An 18,002-nucleotide genomic window follows, 5' to 3' on the forward strand; every position below is an offset into this window, starting at 1 on the left:
CTGGGATTTAGGTAATCAAACGCGATGTAAAATCGCTGCTACAAACTCGCACCTCGAATCTCGCACCTTTCCCCTCGAAACTCGTACCTCGTAACTTAATCACTCATCCGTTTTAAACTGTTTGGCGCGCTCTTCTGCGTCAATCAAGGCTTGTGATTTTGGCTGTTTGGTTTTGCTTTCTATCACAGGCTTTTCGTCAGAGTTTGGATCCCAGCTTGGATCAAGCGATAAGTTCGCAAATGGATTATGCGGCTTATCATCTTGTTGCTCAGACTCTTTATCAGCGTCGCTATCAATCTCTTCAAGCTTATCGTCGTTTCTCAGTTCGTCAGACAAATCAACAGTTTCTACCGCTGGCTGTGACGGCTCTTCTACATTAATGGAAGCTGGTTCATCTTGTAGTTCTTGTTCTAGTGCTTGTAAGGCTTTAGCTAAATCATCATCGTTAATGTCGTCGTGTTCTTCTGCTGGGTTTGGAGCAGTGACTGTTTGTTTATCTTCAGCGAAATGATCAGCAAACGATAAATCATCACTCATCAATGACGATAAGTCATATTCAGGCACTTCATCTTTATACGGTTCATCCTCAGTAATAGGCTCTTTTGTTGTGTATTCATCAAAGCCGAATGATGACGAACTCGTGAAGCTTAGCTCTTCAATTTCAGGCTTCTCAAGTTTATCTATGTCAGGTTTATCAAGCTCATCGATTTCAGGCTTTTCAAGTTCTTCGATTTCAGCTAAAACAGGCTCATCGTCAGCAATAGGCTCTTTAGTTGCGTATTCATCAAAGCCGAATGATGACGAACTCATAAAGCTTGGTTCTTCAATTTCTGGCTGCTCCAGCTCATCAATTTCCGGCTTTTCAAGTTCTTCGATTTCAGCTAACACTGGCTCATCGTCAGCGATTGGCTCTTTTGTTGCGTATTCATCAAAGCCGAATGATGATGAACTCGTAAAGCTTGGCTCTTCAATTTCTGGCTGCTCCAGCTCATCGATTTCAGCAGCCTCAAATGGCTCAGGCTCTGTCATTGGTGGCTCATCGTCAGCAACGAGCTCTTTCGTTGTGTATTCATCAAAACCAAACGATGAAGAAGCGGTATAACTCGGTTCTTCTAATTCAGGTTCGTCTAGCTCAACCTCTTCGGCTTGTGGCTCCGCGTCTTCGTTGATGCTATAGGATGAAGCAAGGCTTGCTAGTTTGAGCTCTTGCTCAAGGCCGCGTTGCTCATCTAAGAAGTCGTCATCAGCGTCAATTGTATTTTTTTCGTCGTAACCAAGTTCTAGATCATTAAATTGATGGGCGTTAGCAAATTCTTCATCTGCTTGTTCAGATGAACTCTCAGATTCTTGCTCTTCTTTGTCACGCTGAGCACTAAAATGCATAAGCTCAGAAAGCTCGTCATTATTATCTGTTTCGGTTGCAGTAAATGTCTCATCGGCGAGTGGGTAGCTGTCTTCATGTGGGTGCTCTTGTTCTTCGGCAAGCACTGCTGCTGTTGCTGCTTTGAGTTCATCAGCTTCTTTTTCTGCGGCAGCTTGCGCTTCTGCGGCAGCTTTAAGGGCTTTTGCTTGTAATAAACTTTGTTCAAGTTCTGAATTTGCGTCAGCTTTTTTGCTTTGGCGAATACGCACAATCACTAAGCCTGCAACAAGTAATACCAACAACACAATTAAGCTTGGCATGAGTAATGAACTTGAAGAGCCATCATTATTTGCCGGAATAGGTTCTGGTATAGGATCTGGAATAGGTGCTGGTGTTGGCAAAGATTTCGGTGCTGGTTCTGCTTGTGGTGCTGGGTCTGCTGGTTTTTCAGCCACAGCTATTTCAGCGTCAGCACTTTGGGTTTCAACCTCAACAACTTGCTCTTGAACTGCAGGGCTTGAAGCCGGTTCAGCCTGAGGTTTTGGTGCATCTGAAATCGTAATTCTGTCAACTTTCCCAGGCATCTCAGTTTGCTCTGGCTGCTGAACTTCCGGCTCCATTTGCGGCATTGGTTGTTCGATAAGTTCAGACGTTTGCTCAGCAACAGGTGCAATAACTTCTTCTGGCTCTGCTGGAATTGCGCCAGAGTGCACAGCAGGATTAGCCGCAGTGGCTGAATTTACTGGTGCTGTTTCTTGTGTTTGTTGTTCTAGTTTTTCGAAAGCAGCGGCATTGTTTACTGGCGTTGGATTTTTGCAGTTTTTCTCATAGTTTCTGGCAGCTGAGCGATAGTTTTTATTGCTGGTGTTAAAGCGGTATTCATGCATTTGCTGTTTTAACAAAATACACATGGCTTCGTTGTACTGCGCTTTACTCGTAAAGCTTAAGCTTAGGAGTAATAAGAGAAAAGTTGTTTTTATAATTGGCATAAGTTCCGGACCAGTAAGGTTTAGTCGATGACCTAACAGTTAATTAATTCTAAGCTGAGACGAGTAATTTATCCACATTTGGTTAACAAATTAAGCGTATTCGTAGTGGTTAATCAATTACCATGAGCGCACGGTATTCGTCGTAAGCAAATTGGTCAGTCATTCCGCTTATGTAATCTTGAATTAAGCGGCAGCGATAATAGAACTCGTAAGCGGCAAAATGATCCGGTTCTGCTTTTAGGGCATCAATGGCTTTTTGGTAGCTATTTAAATGTTTATTCGAAAGTTTTTTAACCAGACGAGTTTCAATTAAATAGTTTTGATCGCCTTTTAACACGCGTTTAAAAGCATCAGCATCAAGGGCTAGTAAAGGTTTATAGCAGTCAAGTAAACCGCTAATTATACGGTAACCCTGTAGCTCTAAACGCTCTACTTCTTTGTGGCAAAATACATGCTTTAATGCCACTTGTTTTAAGGTGAGCGTAACGGCGTGCAGGTGACTGCGATCTTCTAATAAAGCCTGATTAAAATCACCGTGGTAAATGGCTTCAATATTATTAATAAACCGCTCTGCTGCGTAGCTTACTAATGGGTGTAGCAAGGTCACGCGCAGGTAGATAAAAAATTCGCTGTTAAAATTGTACGGCTGCTCTTGCGCTTTACTTAACGCATAATCAATGGCTTTTTCGGCAAAGTCGCTGTGTTTGGTATCGTCTATGGTTAGGTTTGTGAGTGTGCGGGTGTATTGCTCTTTTAGCTTTTCGCAAAGCGACTCAACACTAATAATGCCTTTTTCTACCGCATCTTCAATATCGGCCAAACAATACGATATATCGTCAGCGGCCTCCATAATGTAGCTAGCAGGATGACGGCAGTATTGCTCAATTTCGAGTTCAGTTTGCAGCGCTTCAATAAACGGCTTTTCGCTGAAGTAATAACCCACTTTTTTCATCAAGTAGTTTTTATCTTGCGGGCTGTCTATTTTCGCCATGCTGGCCGGGCGTGTATATTTTAAAATTCCGGCACTTTGGCTGTAGGTTAAGTTTAGAGAAAGTAATGAATGAATTATGCGAATACCTTGGGCATTCCCTTCAAAACTTTTTATGTCTTGGGCTAGGTGTTTAAAGATCACACTAATACCAATGCCTTTACAGCGCTCAGGAGTCAGTGCGTCTAAGTGTTTATCAAACCATTGGTTGATGGCTGCTTCGCCAAAGTGACCAAACGGTGGGTTGCCTATGTCGTGCATTAGGCACGCCATTTCTACTAGGCTTTCTAGCGGGCGCTCAAGCCCAGCAAGGCCATATTCTTTTTGTTTTGCATCACTAAGCTTATTAAAAATGGTTTGCACAATAAACCGGCCCACTTGTTGTACTTCAAGCGAGTGGGTCAGCCTTGAGCGCACTGCAGCATTACGTTCGAGTGGAAAAACTTGGGTTTTTTGTTGCAAACGGCGAATTGCAGCACTGTTAATAATGCGGCCCCGATCACTTTCAAGCGCAGTGTGTAAATTATTGGTAGAGCGCATTTCGCGCGCAGGCGTTATTTTTTTACCAAAATCGATCATTTTATATTCCCACAAAGCGGTAAAATCGGGCTTTTGCGTTTTGTTAGCAACATTTTGCCATTTATTAAATTAAATCTAACAGCTTGTATCTTAAATTAAAATATTCATTTTTATTAAAGTTATTACTTTAAATCGAGACCTTTATTCATATATTATTCAGTTTTACGCACTTCTTCATTATCTTGAATTAGAAAGGAAAGCCTTTTGGCTGTATAGCAATGATGCAAATTTTGTCTCAAAAACCACGGCTACTAGCCAGTATTCTTCTGTGTTGTATTGGTTTAACTGCTTGTAAAAGTACCCCTGAGCCAAGCGCTGAAAACACCTTAACGGTGGCCGAAAAAAATGCCATTAAGGCCAAACAGGATGCACTGCGTGCAAGAGGTTTTTATGAAAGCCAACTCGGCAATATTAATTACCTTTCGACAAGGCAATGCAGTAACTTTAATTTGCAAAGCCACCGCGGCTCAATTCGCTATGCCGAAAACTCACTTAACGCGGTGATAGATGCCATCGACAACAACTTTGATGTTGTTGAAATTGATGTGCGAATTACCCGTGACGATGTGTGGGTTGTGCATCATGATGCCCGTACTGGTCGAGAAACTGGCACCGTTGATAACCAGCGCCGCAAAATTGAGTCGATGAGCTATAAAAAAGAGTGGGGTTATTTACGTCATCGTAACCAAGATACCGGGTTACTTACCGATGATATGCCACCTTCATTCAGAGAGCTTGCTGCCACGTTTGCGCGCTATCGCAAACCTCATCAAAAATTGAATATAGAAATAAAATCAAATGCCTCAGTAAATGATTTAAAAATGCTTGATTACTTAGCGTATGAATTTGTTGGCGGCGGTAACTACTTTTTTAGCAGTTTAGAAATGCGCAACCTGACCCGTATGCGTGACATTAACCCGGATATTTACTTGGCATTTATTCAATCACCGGCAAAAGCCTCGATGAATAAGTTAGCAAGCGATCTTAAGCGTGGTGCGGGTAGTGACCCCATTTACGAGCGTAACAAAGAAGAACTTGAGAGCCTACAAGCACTAGGTAATCGCCATCATCGTGAAAAACGTTACGACAGCCCAGTTAAGCTCGATAAATTAGCCAAGCAGCTCAAACGTAATTTTGGTTATGTGCTTGATATTCGTCATTACAAGCAAAGTGCAGCACGCTTAAAACCAGTCGCTAAAGCGCGCGGTATTATGATTGCCACTTATTCTATTAACGGCCACGACTACCATGAGCGCAGCTTATTAGCGCAGTCACGCTCACTTCGCCCTGATTCTGTGATCATGGATGACACCGTTTATGGCTTTTGTTCTGTATTCGAATTACCAAAAATGCAGCCGTTTTTTAGCGATGAAGCAGACGCTAAGTTAATTGCCAGCATGCCCGCAGACCTTGATTTAGAACGCCTTGATGAGCTGTATGCTTATAAAGGGAACCAGCTTTATCCAGCGGTGGGCGGCACACTTAAGTCAACCCAAGCACAGACTTATATTCCCAAAGTAACATCGGCTCCTTCAGCACCTAATTTAGAAATAGGGACTCGCCAAGCCGATGAAGATTTTAGCCTAGAAACAGATCCTGCTGTTGAACTAGAACTGCGTAAAAAACAATAAGAACAAGACTATGACTGATTTAATAAAGCCGTTTTGGTGGCGCTGTTTGCTACTTGTTTTAGCTACTTTATATTTAATACCCGAGGCAATTTTTAATGCCCAGTTAGTCTCTTTAGTCGGTTTAGGAACGCCTTCTGCTGAAGACCTTGAACACCTCGAAATTTATGGCCGAGCTGTATCTGGAGTAGGTGTTGCACTGCTGTTAGCTGACTTTTTACCTAAAGCCATGGTTGCCAAAGTAGGCCGTGGCATTATCTCGTTTATCGCTTTATTGTGCTTAGTTTGGCCGGTGGTGTTTTTTGGCCAAAAGTATGCCATTGAAAAAACTTTAATTGAGCCTTCAACCGCAGAGCAGCGCCAGTTTGCTACCTACAGTGCAGCACTTAGAGATGCACTGGCGATTAACTCAATTAAAGTGAATGATCTTGATTACAACCCTGAGCAATTACATAGCTCAGAAAACCTGACCTTTTTGGCGCTGTTTGGTGGTTTACTGTATAGCGATGCCGCCCTTTCAGACAACCTAGAGCAAGATAAGCGAAAGATTATTGCTGCGTTTGTACAGAAAAAAGCGTATCAAGATTTTGATAAACATTATAAAAACTACAGCCAGTTATATGATGAGCTGGTGGTTAAATACAAAGCTTATGCTGATGGCAGTAAAAAGTACAACAGCACTTTGGCAAGTATCGGTGAGCGCGAGCAAGGTTATTGGCAGCAAGTTGAACAAGAGATCAATAGTGGCTGGAGCAAATACCAACAAGCGCAAAAAGCCCATATTGCAAAAGCGTCAGCGCGCGCACAAAAGTATGGCCCGAAGATTTATGATTACCACCACAGCATTGCCAAATGCCGTGAGCGTTATGACAAAAGCAGTGAAAAAGACCGTCGCAATCGTTGTTATGAACGCGAAGCAGCAGACTACCGAAGCACTATTTTAAAAGCGGGTATTGGCTACATTGAGCCTGATTACTGGCTTATTGAAGAAGATGTTTCGGTTGCTGAAAATGCTGCTGGCACGATTTTGATGGGGGTGCTCACTGGTGGTGTTTATACCGCACTACAAGCTGCTAGTTTAGCAACCGGTGGCGATGGCGGCTTTAAAGATAAGCGCTACAAATACACCGATGACCCTGATCACTATCAGCTGCGTTTTTTACAACATCCAAACTTTCATAAGATGTTTGTGAGTGAAACGGGCTATCCATTTACAATCGAAAACTTAATGGCGTTTCGTGCTCACGAAACAACGCAAAAGAAGCTTAGAGCACATTTTGCGAGCAAAGGGCTAGAGCTTGATAGCAACTGGAATGTGGATCAACGCCAAGCATTTGCCAATGCTGTAGCTACAAAAGTAACCAGCGAAGCAAATGCGCATTGGCAAAGCGAAATGCGCAAACGCGGCATGAGTTTAGAGCCAAACTTAAGCTGGGTTGCGTTTCAGTTACACCCGCAAATTCAAGCAAAAATTGCCGATAGAATGGGCGATTTATATGTGAAAAACATTCGCGCTGATTGGAACAAAAAGAACTTTAAAGACAAGGTGCTTGATCCAAACATTGCAAAACGCACCGACAAATACCTTGCCATGCTCAATAGCTCAGAAGGTAAATTTGCTGATGGTGGCGAGTATGCCGAATACGGTAAACAAGCATTGCGTTCGGTGATTATTCCGCCTATTTCGATGTCGTTGTCACTGTTTTTGATTTGCTTAACCTTTAGCAAACTGCCGTTAAAACTGTGGCAATTGATTAAACCTAAGCAAGAAAAGCAGCCAACGACTGGTGTATCTGCTTTGCAAAAGCTAATTATGCCCGCGCTGATTTTGGTAGTGCCAGTAATGTTTGTGCATAACACCTTTACCGAAGACGACCAAAGCCCTGTTAACTACTTTTTAGACAAGGTCGATGAGTCAAGCAATCCGGTATTTAGTTATGCGATTCGTTGGACCTTGCATGCGCAGCCTCTGTTGCATCCTTTGGGGTTAGCGTTTGAAGAAAAGCTACATATTTACGAGAGCTTTAGCCCAATGAGTCATGCTTTAGCTAAGGTTGATATTTTGCGCCACGGCGATGCCAACTTAACTGAAGAGCAACAACAGCGTAGACAATATCTGGTTGAGCAAAAAACTAAACTTACCATTACTACAAACCCGGCGAACGCCACTATTCGCATTATGAATATCGGCCCTAAATATCGCCCCGGCATGACATTAAAAACTGGCGCTTATGATATTCAAGTGTCGGCGCCTGGGTATAAAACGTATCGACGTTGGCACCAAGTAGATGCTGGCGAACAAACATTAACCATTGATTTAAGCAATTAATTAAGCAAGGAATGAAAATGCAACATTGCCAAACTACGGTGTATGCCACCGATCTTCACTGTTGTGATTGTGGAGAAGCTCTTGAGCAAAAAAGACAAATGCACACGGTTGAAGAACTCAGCCCTGACTTGCTGGTTGATGTAAAAAACTATGCGCCACAAGCGAGTACGATCACAGGCGTTGTGAAATCAATGTATTACTATAAGCGCCGCTATAAAACCAATAACGACAACATGCTATATGGTTATTGGTGGTTAGAAGTTGAAGACAAAGACGGCATTATTCATGAATTTAGTGTTGATGCAGAAAAAGATGTGATTGCGAACCTACAAAAGGGTAATGTGATCACCGCATTTCAAGAAACACCGTTAACGCTTAATTATCGCATTGCTGATGGCAATGCTAGGCGGGTAGTTAAAAATGACCGCTTTATGCCAGTTGTGATTGTGCATTTTGCTGACCAACAATATCGCAGCTGGGACAAAACCATTAGCCGAAACTACACTGGCGGAACCATACTGTGGCTGGTGCTAAGTGTTATTACATTCTTAATCATGTTGTTTGCTGCAAAGCTTGAGTTTTTGCCTGCGCTACTTGCGTCATTGCCTGTGGCAATAGGGGTATTTATGGCAGAGCACAACTACCATAAAAAAGCTAAAGCCAAACAAGAAGCAAAGTATGATGCGATTTTAGCAGCAACAGATGTGATGCTATCGACCACCCTAAATCAATTGGGTTATAACATGCTGGCAAGAACGCCGAGTAAGTCAGATGTTATTTGTATCTCTTGCCAGCAGCGTATTAGCCAAGATGCTGCGCATTGTTATTGCTGTGGCGCTAAGCAACACGTTGAAGCGATTGCTGAAAAAGAACAATCACTTGCAAAAGATGATGAGCAAGCCATTAGCATTCAAAAAGCGTTAGAGCCAAGCATAACAAAACCAACCAGTATTGCCCAGCTTGAGCATGCCATTATGGATGAGTATAGCCTTGCTTATGAAAACGATTATGTGCATAAAAATGTTTGGGCACGTAACGAAAAAGGCACTATTCATCACCGTGCAGTGCTTGGCAAAGTATTAGAAAAAGAGCAAAGCGCACATGCTAATGAAACCCGCCAAACCGTGACCACCACAGAAACCACAACCACCTATCGAGGTGGCATGTATGTTGGTAGCGATGTAAAAGAGCGCGTTGAGGTTTATCGTAATCGTAGCACCACTTTAAAAGGTGAAATCATGCTCGAAACCGCATCGGGTGAGCCATTTATTTTTAAAGCGGGTGAAGATTTACTAGGCTCTGTCGATATTGGTGATTGGGTGTATTACGCCTTCAGCAGTGTTGATACCAAGCGTTACTCCAAGTATTACCGTGAGTATGCGGTTAATGTGAGTAAAGACATTAAGTACAACAATTCTTCTGTCAGAAACTTTGGCATGGTGCATGGTTTTAACCGTATGGTATTGCTTGGTCTTACGTCAGTAGGGCTAGCGTGGTACTTTGATGCCCAAGATTTTTACCCATTAGTAAATACACTTGTGCCAGATGCTGGCATTGATTTACTCAATAATTACCCGCAAGTGGTTGAACACTTAGATGGCCTACCCGTTGCTGTGTTTATTGTGTTAAGTGTGGTTACAGGCGTTTGGGGCTTTATTTATAGCCAAATAAACGGCTCACGTTTAAAACGTAGTGTGAAAAAGCTAGAAAGCATGATCACAAAATTTTCAAAACAGTTTGATAAAGTTTCTGAGCAAATTAACAAATTGAACTAAAAAGGGTTTCGCATGCGTATTTGGCAATTAGTTTTAGCGGGTTTATTAGCGTTCAGCTCCCTAGTAAAAGCGGGGCAAGAGCAATCGGTCGTGCTTATTTCGATAGATGGCTTTCGCTGGGATTACATTGAAAAACACCATGCAAAGCACTTAAAAGCAATCAGTGAACAGGGCGTGAGAGCAAACAAAATGCGCCCTGTTTATCCGACCAAAACCTTCCCGAATCATTTGTCGATTATTACCGGCTTATTGCCTGTTAATCATGGCATTGTCGAGAACCGCTTTTGTGATACTGAGCGTAACGACTGCTACAAAATGGGTAAAGGGAAAGACGATAGCACTTGGGTGAATGGCATTCCGCTTTGGAACCTTGCACAAATGCAAGGCTTAAAAGCCGCCACTTATTTTTGGCCTGAATCAGATGCGCGCTTTAATGGCATGCTGCCTGATTACTTTTATCATTATTCAAAACACAGCGACTACCAAAAGCGTGTTGATCAAATTATTCAGTGGTTGAGCTTACCAAAAGCGCAGCGCCCGCGTTTAGTGGTTAGCTACTTTTCGCTGGTTGATAGCATGGGGCACGAGTTTGGCCCTGATGCCAAAGAGACGTATGACGCAGTGCAAAAGCTCGATAGTTTAATGGCTGATTTATCGAGCCGTTTAAAAGCGCTTGATGAAAACATTAACTTAGTGATTGTGTCTGATCACGGTATGGCTTCTGTTGATCCAAGCCTTAGCATTAAAATTGATAGCTTGCCGCAAGATGAAAACTTCATGGTGCAAAACACCGGTCCTCGGGTTTTATATTATGCAAAACCAGATAGCAAAGCAGACATCAGCGGATTCAGTAAAAAGCTCGCTAATGCTGCTGATGGTCGTTATATCGTGCTAAGCGAGCAGCAAAAGCGTGATTATCACTACGATAAAGGCCCACGCGTTGGCGATATTATTTTACAAACCGACGCCCCTCGAGTGTTTACCGACAGCAAAATGGCCGGTTATTTAGGCACTCATGGTTACGCTTATAGCGAAGATATGGCCGCAACCTTTATCGCCACCGGCCCCGCCTTTAAACAAGGCCTGCGTTTAGACGAAGTAAGTAATTTAGATGTGTACCCGCTGATCGCCAAAATTCTAGGCCTTGAGATTTTAAGCCCAATCGACAGCGACGGTGAAAGTTTGTGGCCCGCGATTGAGGAGTAGGTGTGAGTTAGTGAGGGGAAAGTTTCTAGGGGAAAGTTGCTAGGGGAAAGGGGAAAGGCGCTAGGCACTAGGTTCTAGGCGCTAGGACGCGATGTAAAATCGCTGGCTTTTAGTCGTTAGAGGTCAGATATTAGATGTCAGTCGAACAGTGGGGTTGATTAGGTCGTGTGTTCTTCTCAGCGATTTAAGCCTTGTAGGAGCTCTTGTAGGAGGTACTTTAGTGCCGAATCAAACATAAATGAGAGCAATCAGCTATCAGACGCGCGAAACAAGTTTCACGCCTACGAATTAAGACATTCGGTTCTAGGAGCTGGGCGCTAGGTACTAGGCGCTAGGACGCGATGTAAAATGGCTGCTACAGACTCCTATCTCGCACCTCGTATCTCGTCACTTACTCAAACCATTCCCGGCTAAAGCCAGTCCTACGGGGAAACAATTGGTGCTAGGATTCAGACTCTAGGACGCGATGTAAAATCACTGCTACAGACTCGAAACTCGTATCTCGCATCTCGTTCCTCGTATCTCGAAACTCGCTAACTTTCCCCTTTCCCCTTGAAACTAGCAACTCGTAGCTAGCAACTCGTACCTCCTCACCTACAACTTCGTTACCCACCCGTACTCACCATGGCTTTGAAACTTGTAGCTTTGCTTACCGGCGTCAAATTGGCCTTGTAGGGTGTTTTCTGTGAGGGTCATCACGGCTTGATGGCCTGCTTTAGCATGATCATTGACCTTGCCAAATACACTTCTATCGCCATTGCTGGCTTCGATAATGTTACTAATTTCGACGGTATAACTGAGGTATTCATCGATCACTAAAATAAAGTGATCGCCGGGTTGTAGGGTTTTTAGGGTGTCTAAATCAAATTCGCTGAATGCGGTGTTTGCTAATTGGTCAGGCAATCGACCTTGTTTATATAGATAATCGTGGGCGCGGTTAGATAACTGATTAAGCGGCGCAGTTAAGTTCACAATGGGTTGTGGGGCTATTTGGTCGGCTTCTGCTTTGTAAGAGGCAACAAACTGCTGTGTGCTGGGTTTTGTTTTAAAACCATCACTTTGAATGTGCCATTCATTCAGTGCAAATGCTGTAAGTGGCAGAATGAAGATTAATGCAAGCGTCCTGTTCACACGTTTCTCTTACGGGGTTTTATGTTAACTCATTGTTGGTTTTTACCTCAAGTTAACAACTCGGTCAATAGTTAATCTCTAAGTAGTGGTTTTTGTCATCGTCACGATAAAATTAATTTGTTTTACTCAGCTCTGAATGCTGAGCATAATCCGCGTTTTTTTGTCACCGAAACTCCAAGACTAGAGGTACCGACTATGCGCGGGTGGATCATTTATAAAGATAGCCAAGGCTTGTTAAAGCAAGAAACCTATGAAGTTGAGCGCTTACTTGCTGCAGCCAAAGAAGAGGGCATAGATTTACAAGTTTATTCGCCTGATCAATTTGATCTCACTATTACCCGTGAAGACGGTAAAAGTATTTTAATTGATGGCCAATCTGTTGAGCTACCAGACTTTGTTATTCCTCGCATGGGTGCAAGTACAACCTATTTTGCGCTGGCGATTATTCGCCACCTTGAGCGTTTAGGCGTTTACTGTGTTAATAGCTCGCAATCAATCGAAACAGTGAAAGACAAACTGTTTGCACAGCAAATTCTAGCTGAATGTAATTTACCAACGCCGAATACCATGTTGGTTAAGTTTCCGGTGAATATTGATTTGGTTGAAAAGCAGATTGGCTTTCCTGTGGTTATTAAAACGTTATCGGGCTCGCAGGGCAGTGGCGTGTTCTTATCAAAATCAAAAGAAGAGTTTGATGACTTAATGCAGCTGATAGAGGCGGCAAACCCACAAGCAAACATCATTTTACAGCAGTTTGTTAAGTCGAGTCATGGACGTGATTTGCGAGTACTTACTATCGGTGGCCGTGCTGTTGCATGTATGGAGCGTAACTCACAGGGTAAAAACTTTAAAGCCAACGTCAGTGCAGGTGGCACAGGTAAGTCATTTCCTATCACGCCAGAAATCGAATGGCTTGCAACCCAAACTGCAAACGTACTTAACCTTGATGTGGCTGGCATTGATTTATTGTTTGATGAGCAGCACTTTAAAATTTGTGAAGCAAACTCAAGCCCAGGCTTTGAAGGCTTAGAAGGTGCGTTGGGTATTGATGTCGCTAAAGAAATTTTACACTTCATTCGCATTCGTTTAGGCATTTTTGATAAGCCAGAAGTGGCCGAGGAGCCTTGTTTAGAGGCTGTTTAAACTTTACAAAGGCGTGTTTATAACACGCCTTTTTTGTGTCATCTGTATAGTAAATAAATCTTAAAATACTACAAAAGTGTACAGTGCCATCTGGCAAATCATAGGATATGGTAGATTTTTAATTGCCAAGGAGTGTGTGTACATGAGTCAGCTCATCAGTCGAGCAACTGCGGGGTTAGTGGCCGTTATTATTGGCTTTACCAGTTCAATCGCGCTTATTTATCAGGTTGTTATGGTGTTAGGTGGCACACCTGATTTAGTTGCCAGCTGGGTGTTAATGCTTGGTCTTGCGATGGGCGTTAGCTCAATTGCGTTGTCTTATTATTACAAAGTTCCCATTCTTATCGCGTGGTCAACAACTGGAGCGGCACTGCTTATTTCAAGTGCCCAAGGGTATAGCTTAAACCAAGCTGTTGGCGCGTTTATGTTCTCTGCGGCGCTGGTGTTTTTGTCTGGTATTACCGGCGTGTTCGAAAAAATGATGAACAAGATCCCAAGCCAATTGGCTTGTGCCATGCTTGCAGGCGTGCTGGTGAATTTTGGTATTGATGTGTTCAACTTTATGAATGAGCTACCTTTAGTCATTGGTTTAATGGTGGCTGTTTATTTATGTGGAAAGCGCTATTTTCCTCGCTTTGCTATGCTTGCAGTGGTTGTTGCAGGCTTTTTAATGGCTGGTGTGACTGGGCAGATTGATACCTCTAGCTGGCAGTGGAAAATGAGCGAGTTTGCTTACATTGCGCCTGAGTTTGACTTAAACGCCATGATAAGTGTTGGTTTGCCGCTGTTTATTGTCACCATGACGTCGCAAAACTTACCGGGTATTGCTGTTTTAAAAGCGCATCACTACAAAGCTCCGGTGTCTGCAGCGCTAAATGTAACCGGGCTACTAAATGTGTTTATTGCGCCTTTTGGTGGCTATGCCATTAACCTAGCGGCTATCACCGCTGCCATTTGTATGAGCCCTGAGGCTGATAAAGATCCAAGCAAACGTTATTGGGCAAGCATTGCTGGTGGCGTGTTTTACATTATTATGGCACTCCTCGCGGCAACGCTAGTTGGCTTGGTCGCAAGTTTGCCACAGGCATTGATTTTGGCGTTGGCAGGCATTGCGCTCTTTGCCACCATTGCGAGTAGCTTACAACAAGCATTAACTGAGGCGTATTATACCGAAGCTGCGATCGTGACCTTTTTGGTCACAGCCTCTAACCTAACCTTATTCTCGGTCGGTTCTGCGTTTTGGGGGATTGTTGCTGGCACGGTGACTTTGGTTATGACACGTAAGGATTAATGACACGCTTCAATATTAAAAAAGGCCCTAACTAGGGCCTTTCGTTATTTAAGTAATGGTTTTATCACTTCAAACATCGCATTGATATGGTCATCGCGGGTATTCAATGCAGGAATGTAACGGTACTTTTCACCGCCAGCATGTTCAAAGTTTTCGCGGTTTTCGCCTTCGAGTTCTTCTAACGTTTCTAAACAGTCGGCACTAAATGCAGGGCTTAGAATTGCAACGTCTTTAATTCCTTCAGCAGGGTAGCTTTCAAGGGTCGCATCTGTGTATGGCTTCAACCATTCAGCTTTACCAAAACGGCTTTGGAAGGTTGTTACAGCAAAGTCTTTCTCAAAGCCAAGTTTCTCTGCCACTAAACGGGTGGTTTGCATACAAAAACAATAGTATGGATCGCCGTTATCTAAAAACAATTTGGGTGTACCATGGTACGAAAACACCAACTTTTGCGGCATGCCATGGGCATTTAGATCTTCGCTAATGCTAGCAGCTAGGGCATCAATGTATGTCGGGTTGTCGTGATAGCCATTAATAAAGTGCAGCTCTGGCACCCAGCGCCACTTACGAAGAACATTCGATACCGCATCGAACGTTGAACCAATCGTGGTGCTTGAATATTGCGGGTACATTGGCAGCACAATCACGCGAGTGATGCCTTTTTCGCGCAGCTCTTCAAGGCCTGCTTCAATCGAAGGATTACCGTAGCGCATGGCCATAACCACTTCAGTGTCATGGTGTCCTTTGTCTTTTAGAAGGGCTGCCAATTTTTTGCTTTGCTCTCGGGTAATATGCGTAAGTGGAGAGCCGTTTTCAGTCCAGATGCTTTTATAAAGTGCTGCTGAGCGTTTTGGGCGTAACGTAAGTACAAAGCAATAAAGGATGATCATCCAAATAAAACGTGGGATCTCGACAATTCGAGGGTCTGATAAAAACTCGCGTAAATAAGTTCTAAGTGCCGCGGTAGTAGGGGCGTCTGGGCTCCCTAAGTTAGTCAGTAAAATGCCCGTTTTTTTGTTGAATCGGCCGTCATGAGGCTTATCGGTAATGGCGGAAAATCGCGACACTGAGTGCTCCTATATGAAGTAATCGTAATATAAATCACATTGTAACGAAGTAAGCTGATTATGTGATCACTTTATTCGCTAATTTTTGATCATGATCCTGAAAGGATTCGGTTTTCTTGCTTCAAGTTGCTGCAGTTTTGCAATTGATTTTGCGCCAAACACATGGCCTTTTGGTAATAGCAAAATACCGTCGTAGCTTCTTAGTGCGTGCCCAAGTACCATGCCGTTTTTAAGATCTTGAGCCGTGATAATTTTCATGGTGCCGACTTTTTGATCGCTGGCACAGCTTATTTTAATGCTATCTAATACTTCTAAAATTTTTGGGTGATAGTGAGTGCCGCTGTATAGCCGTAACTGATCAAGTGCGCTTTCGTAACGGCTGTTATCTTGCACTGTGATGTGCGCAATTGCCTGCCAGAAATCGCGGGCTACCGCTAAAATCATCGCCGTAATTGGTATTTCTTTGCCCTTTAAGCCCTTCGGCGTGCCTGAGCCATTGTAGTGTTCAAACTGGTAATAAATAGCCTCAGAGACATCATGTAAATGGGTCGCTGGCATGAGCATCAGCTGAGCGGTACTTGGGTGGGTGTAAAAAATCTTTTTTTGATTTTCTGTGAGTTCCCTGGTTGGTTTTTTATACAGCTCAGGCTCCATGGCGAGCAAGCCAATTTGTGCAAGGTAACCTGCCATTTCAGCCATATCGATATGTTGTTTGTCTAAGCCAAGTTGTTCTGCAATTTGCTTGCTGGTAGCGGCGATGTTTTGCGCTTGCATACCATCCAGGTAAGGGTTGGCATTAATAAAGTTATATAAAATTTCGAACGTGGCACGGTGTTCGTGTTTTTCACGCTCGTTGACTTCTTCAAGTTGTTTGAGCACTTTTCGAATTTGTAGAGTGCGCTTTTCTACCATTTGCTCAAGGTTGTTGTTTAGCTCTTTTAACTGGCTGTTTTGCGCTTTTATTTTTTGCTCTAACTGCTTGTTTTGGCGCTTTAATGAGGTTTTTTCTATGCCATCACTAATGTTGCGCAGCAGCAACTCGTTCTGCCAAGGCTTTTGAATATAGGCATGAATTTTACCTTTATTGACCGCTGCAATGGTGTTGTCGATATCTGAGTAACCGGTTAGCAAAATTCGGTGTGGTTCTGGGTCAATATTAAGTGCTTGCGCAAAGAAGTCGGCGCCATCCATGTTTGGCATTCGCATGTCGCAAATGATCACATCGAAGCTAAAAGTGGCCAAAACTTTTAGCCCTTCGAGTGGATCTGAGCAGGCTTTTGCCGTGATGTTGTTCGCTGCTAATAAGCGTAACAATGTGCGCAGCACGATTTCGTCATCATCGATGCATAAAACCTGAATATGTTGTTTGCTAACTTGTTCTGCCATACAGTTTTAGAGTGAATCATCGTTAATCAATAACATAGCCTTAAATCAAGCCTTGTGCTAGGTTTTAAAAGAGACAAACAATGTTTGAGACGAAAATGGATGACTTTAAGCAAGCCTATTTGTTAGAAAAAGCGGCCAGAGAAGAAGCTGAACAATTGCTCGCTGATAAAAGCCGTATTCTAGTGGCATTAAACAGTGAGCTTGAACAAAAAATTGCTGACTTAGAGCATCATCAAGCTATGTTCATTCAAGCCGAAAAAATGGCCACGTTAGGCACACTTTGCGCTGGGGTTGCCCATGAAATAAATAACCCGCTTGCTTATAGCATCAGTAATGTGGATTGTTTAAAAACCTACTGTAATTACTTTAGCGAATTACTTGCTGTATGTGATGAATTTGCCTGTAGTGATACCAATAAGGCTGCGTTTTGTAGGCAGTTAACAGAGCTTAATAAAGTGCACTCGTTTCGCTTTGTGGCTGATGATTTACCTGAATTAATAAGCGACACGTCGCAAGGGCTACAAAGGATAAGCAAAATTGTGGCTAATTTACTGGATTTTTCGCGGCCTAAAAGTCACGACAAGCAATTTGCCGATATGACCGAGGCAGTAAAAAGCGCCGTTAAACTACTTGCCAATCAACTTCGTAATTGCCATTTACATACCCAATACAGCCCGATATCACAAAGTTGGTGTAACTTACCCGCCATAAGCCAAGTAATCGTTAATATCTTAATTAATGCCAAACAAGCTTGTGATAATTTAAGCGCAAAAGCTGAAATATCTGTTGCTGTGTATGAGCTTGAACAGCATATTTATATCGATGTTGAAGACAATGGCGCCGGTATGTCAGAAGAAACCATTGCAAAAATATACGATCCCTTTTACACCACTAAACCCGTGGGAGAAGGCACCGGTATGGGCATGACCATGGTGTATGCCATAGTGCATGAGCACCAAGGTCGGATTGATATTCAAAGTACAGAAGGAATGGGCACACGAATTAGCTGCGTGTTCCCGGTACAAAGTCAGGTCAGAAAAACTGTAACTAGCTGACAGCATTTCAGTTGTTGCAAAAATTTGTGAATTCGCTAGGGTAGGAATACACCCTTACCAAAACAACATGTA

12 protein-coding genes are annotated in these 18,002 nt (G+C 43.1%); 7 read left to right on the forward strand and 5 right to left on the reverse strand.

Features of this window, described 5'->3' with window-relative positions; genetic code table 11:
* Nucleotides 1–99 precede the first annotated feature (99 nt).
* Together NH153_RS11635 and dgt are read right to left on the reverse strand one after the other, a co-directional pair.
* On the reverse strand, nucleotides 100–2,274 hold the full coding sequence (locus NH153_RS11635) for a hypothetical protein (protein ID WP_167350240.1): 2,175 nt from the start codon (nucleotides 2,272–2,274) through the stop codon (nucleotides 100–102).
* Between the two features lie 187 nt (nucleotides 2,275–2,461).
* Nucleotides 2,462–3,919 (reverse strand): dGTPase, encoded by a 1,458-nt coding sequence (gene dgt, locus NH153_RS11640; RefSeq protein ID WP_054563229.1) that lies wholly within the window; start codon nucleotides 3,917–3,919, stop codon nucleotides 2,462–2,464.
* A gap of 218 nt (nucleotides 3,920–4,137) precedes the next feature.
* Here dgt and NH153_RS11645 point away from each other — a divergent pair, with 218 nt between their 5' ends.
* Genes NH153_RS11645 through NH153_RS11660 form a run of 4 tightly spaced genes read left to right on the forward strand, consistent with a single transcriptional unit; the run spans nucleotide 4,138 to nucleotide 10,857 of the window.
* Nucleotides 4,138–5,550 carry a glycerophosphodiester phosphodiesterase gene (locus tag NH153_RS11645; protein ID WP_063703986.1) on the forward strand — a complete coding sequence of 471 codons (1,413 nt, stop codon included), beginning with the start codon at nucleotides 4,138–4,140 and terminating at the stop codon, nucleotides 5,548–5,550.
* Between the two features lie 10 nt (nucleotides 5,551–5,560).
* Entirely contained in the window at nucleotides 5,561–7,876 is a 2,316-nt protein-coding gene (locus tag NH153_RS11650) for a PEGA domain-containing protein (protein ID WP_063703988.1), read from the forward strand.
* Nucleotides 7,877–7,893: 17 nt separating this feature from the next.
* Entirely contained in the window at nucleotides 7,894–9,651 is a 1,758-nt protein-coding gene (locus tag NH153_RS11655; protein ID WP_063703990.1) for a hypothetical protein, read from the forward strand.
* Between the two features lie 12 nt (nucleotides 9,652–9,663).
* Nucleotides 9,664–10,857, forward strand: coding sequence for an alkaline phosphatase family protein (locus NH153_RS11660; RefSeq protein ID WP_063703993.1), 1,194 nt, complete (start codon nucleotides 9,664–9,666; stop codon nucleotides 10,855–10,857).
* A gap of 594 nt (nucleotides 10,858–11,451) precedes the next feature.
* Here NH153_RS11660 and NH153_RS11665 read toward each other — a convergent pair.
* On the reverse strand, nucleotides 11,452–11,988 hold the full coding sequence (locus NH153_RS11665) for a protease inhibitor BamI-like protein (RefSeq protein ID WP_063703995.1): 537 nt from the start codon (nucleotides 11,986–11,988) through the stop codon (nucleotides 11,452–11,454).
* A gap of 195 nt (nucleotides 11,989–12,183) precedes the next feature.
* On the opposite strand from NH153_RS11665, the gene NH153_RS11670 reads away from it, so the two are divergent.
* Both NH153_RS11670 and NH153_RS11675 read left to right on the forward strand, forming a co-directional pair.
* Nucleotides 12,184–13,131 carry an ATP-grasp domain-containing protein gene (locus NH153_RS11670; RefSeq protein ID WP_063703998.1) on the forward strand — a complete coding sequence of 316 codons (948 nt, stop codon included), beginning with the start codon at nucleotides 12,184–12,186 and terminating at the stop codon, nucleotides 13,129–13,131.
* 142 nt (nucleotides 13,132–13,273) lie between these two features.
* Entirely contained in the window at nucleotides 13,274–14,422 is a 1,149-nt protein-coding gene (locus NH153_RS11675; protein WP_063704001.1) for a benzoate/H(+) symporter BenE family transporter, read from the forward strand.
* Between the two features lie 44 nt (nucleotides 14,423–14,466).
* Here NH153_RS11675 and hemH read toward each other — a convergent pair whose 3' ends face one another.
* Together hemH and nosR are read right to left on the reverse strand one after the other, a co-directional pair.
* Nucleotides 14,467–15,489 carry a ferrochelatase gene (hemH, locus tag NH153_RS11680; RefSeq protein ID WP_063704003.1) on the reverse strand — a complete coding sequence of 341 codons (1,023 nt, stop codon included), beginning with the start codon at nucleotides 15,487–15,489 and terminating at the stop codon, nucleotides 14,467–14,469.
* A gap of 78 nt (nucleotides 15,490–15,567) precedes the next feature.
* Nucleotides 15,568–16,875 (reverse strand): response regulator c-di-GMP phosphodiesterase, NosR family, encoded by a 1,308-nt coding sequence (gene nosR / locus NH153_RS11685; RefSeq protein ID WP_063704006.1) that lies wholly within the window; start codon nucleotides 16,873–16,875, stop codon nucleotides 15,568–15,570.
* A gap of 80 nt (nucleotides 16,876–16,955) precedes the next feature.
* On the opposite strand from nosR, the gene NH153_RS11690 reads away from it, so the two are divergent.
* Nucleotides 16,956–17,930, forward strand: a complete 975-nt coding sequence (locus NH153_RS11690; protein ID WP_082874044.1) for a sensor histidine kinase — start codon at nucleotides 16,956–16,958, stop codon at nucleotides 17,928–17,930.
* Nucleotides 17,931–18,002: the final 72 nt, after the last annotated feature.

The organism is Pseudoalteromonas gelatinilytica, from assembly GCF_001641615.1.
GTDB classification, from domain to species: Bacteria; Pseudomonadota; Gammaproteobacteria; order Enterobacterales; family Alteromonadaceae; genus Pseudoalteromonas; species Pseudoalteromonas gelatinilytica.

Coding starts and splice junctions, on each gene's coding strand:
- NH153_RS11635 (WP_167350240.1), bottom strand. CDS start 2,274: ATGTGTATTTTGTTAAAACAGCAAATGCATGAATACCGCTTTAACACC.
- dgt (WP_054563229.1), bottom strand. CDS start 3,919: ATGATCGATTTTGGTAAAAAAATAACGCCTGCGCGCGAAATGCGCTCT.
- NH153_RS11645 (WP_063703986.1), top strand. CDS start 4,138: ATGATGCAAATTTTGTCTCAAAAACCACGGCTACTAGCCAGTATTCTT.
- NH153_RS11650 (WP_063703988.1), top strand. CDS start 5,561: ATGACTGATTTAATAAAGCCGTTTTGGTGGCGCTGTTTGCTACTTGTT.
- NH153_RS11655 (WP_063703990.1), top strand. CDS start 7,894: ATGCAACATTGCCAAACTACGGTGTATGCCACCGATCTTCACTGTTGT.
- NH153_RS11660 (WP_063703993.1), top strand. CDS start 9,664: ATGCGTATTTGGCAATTAGTTTTAGCGGGTTTATTAGCGTTCAGCTCC.
- NH153_RS11670 (WP_063703998.1), top strand. CDS start 12,184: ATGCGCGGGTGGATCATTTATAAAGATAGCCAAGGCTTGTTAAAGCAA.
- NH153_RS11675 (WP_063704001.1), top strand. CDS start 13,274: ATGAGTCAGCTCATCAGTCGAGCAACTGCGGGGTTAGTGGCCGTTATT.
- nosR (WP_063704006.1), bottom strand. CDS start 16,875: ATGGCAGAACAAGTTAGCAAACAACATATTCAGGTTTTATGCATCGAT.
- NH153_RS11690 (WP_082874044.1), top strand. CDS start 16,956: ATGTTTGAGACGAAAATGGATGACTTTAAGCAAGCCTATTTGTTAGAA.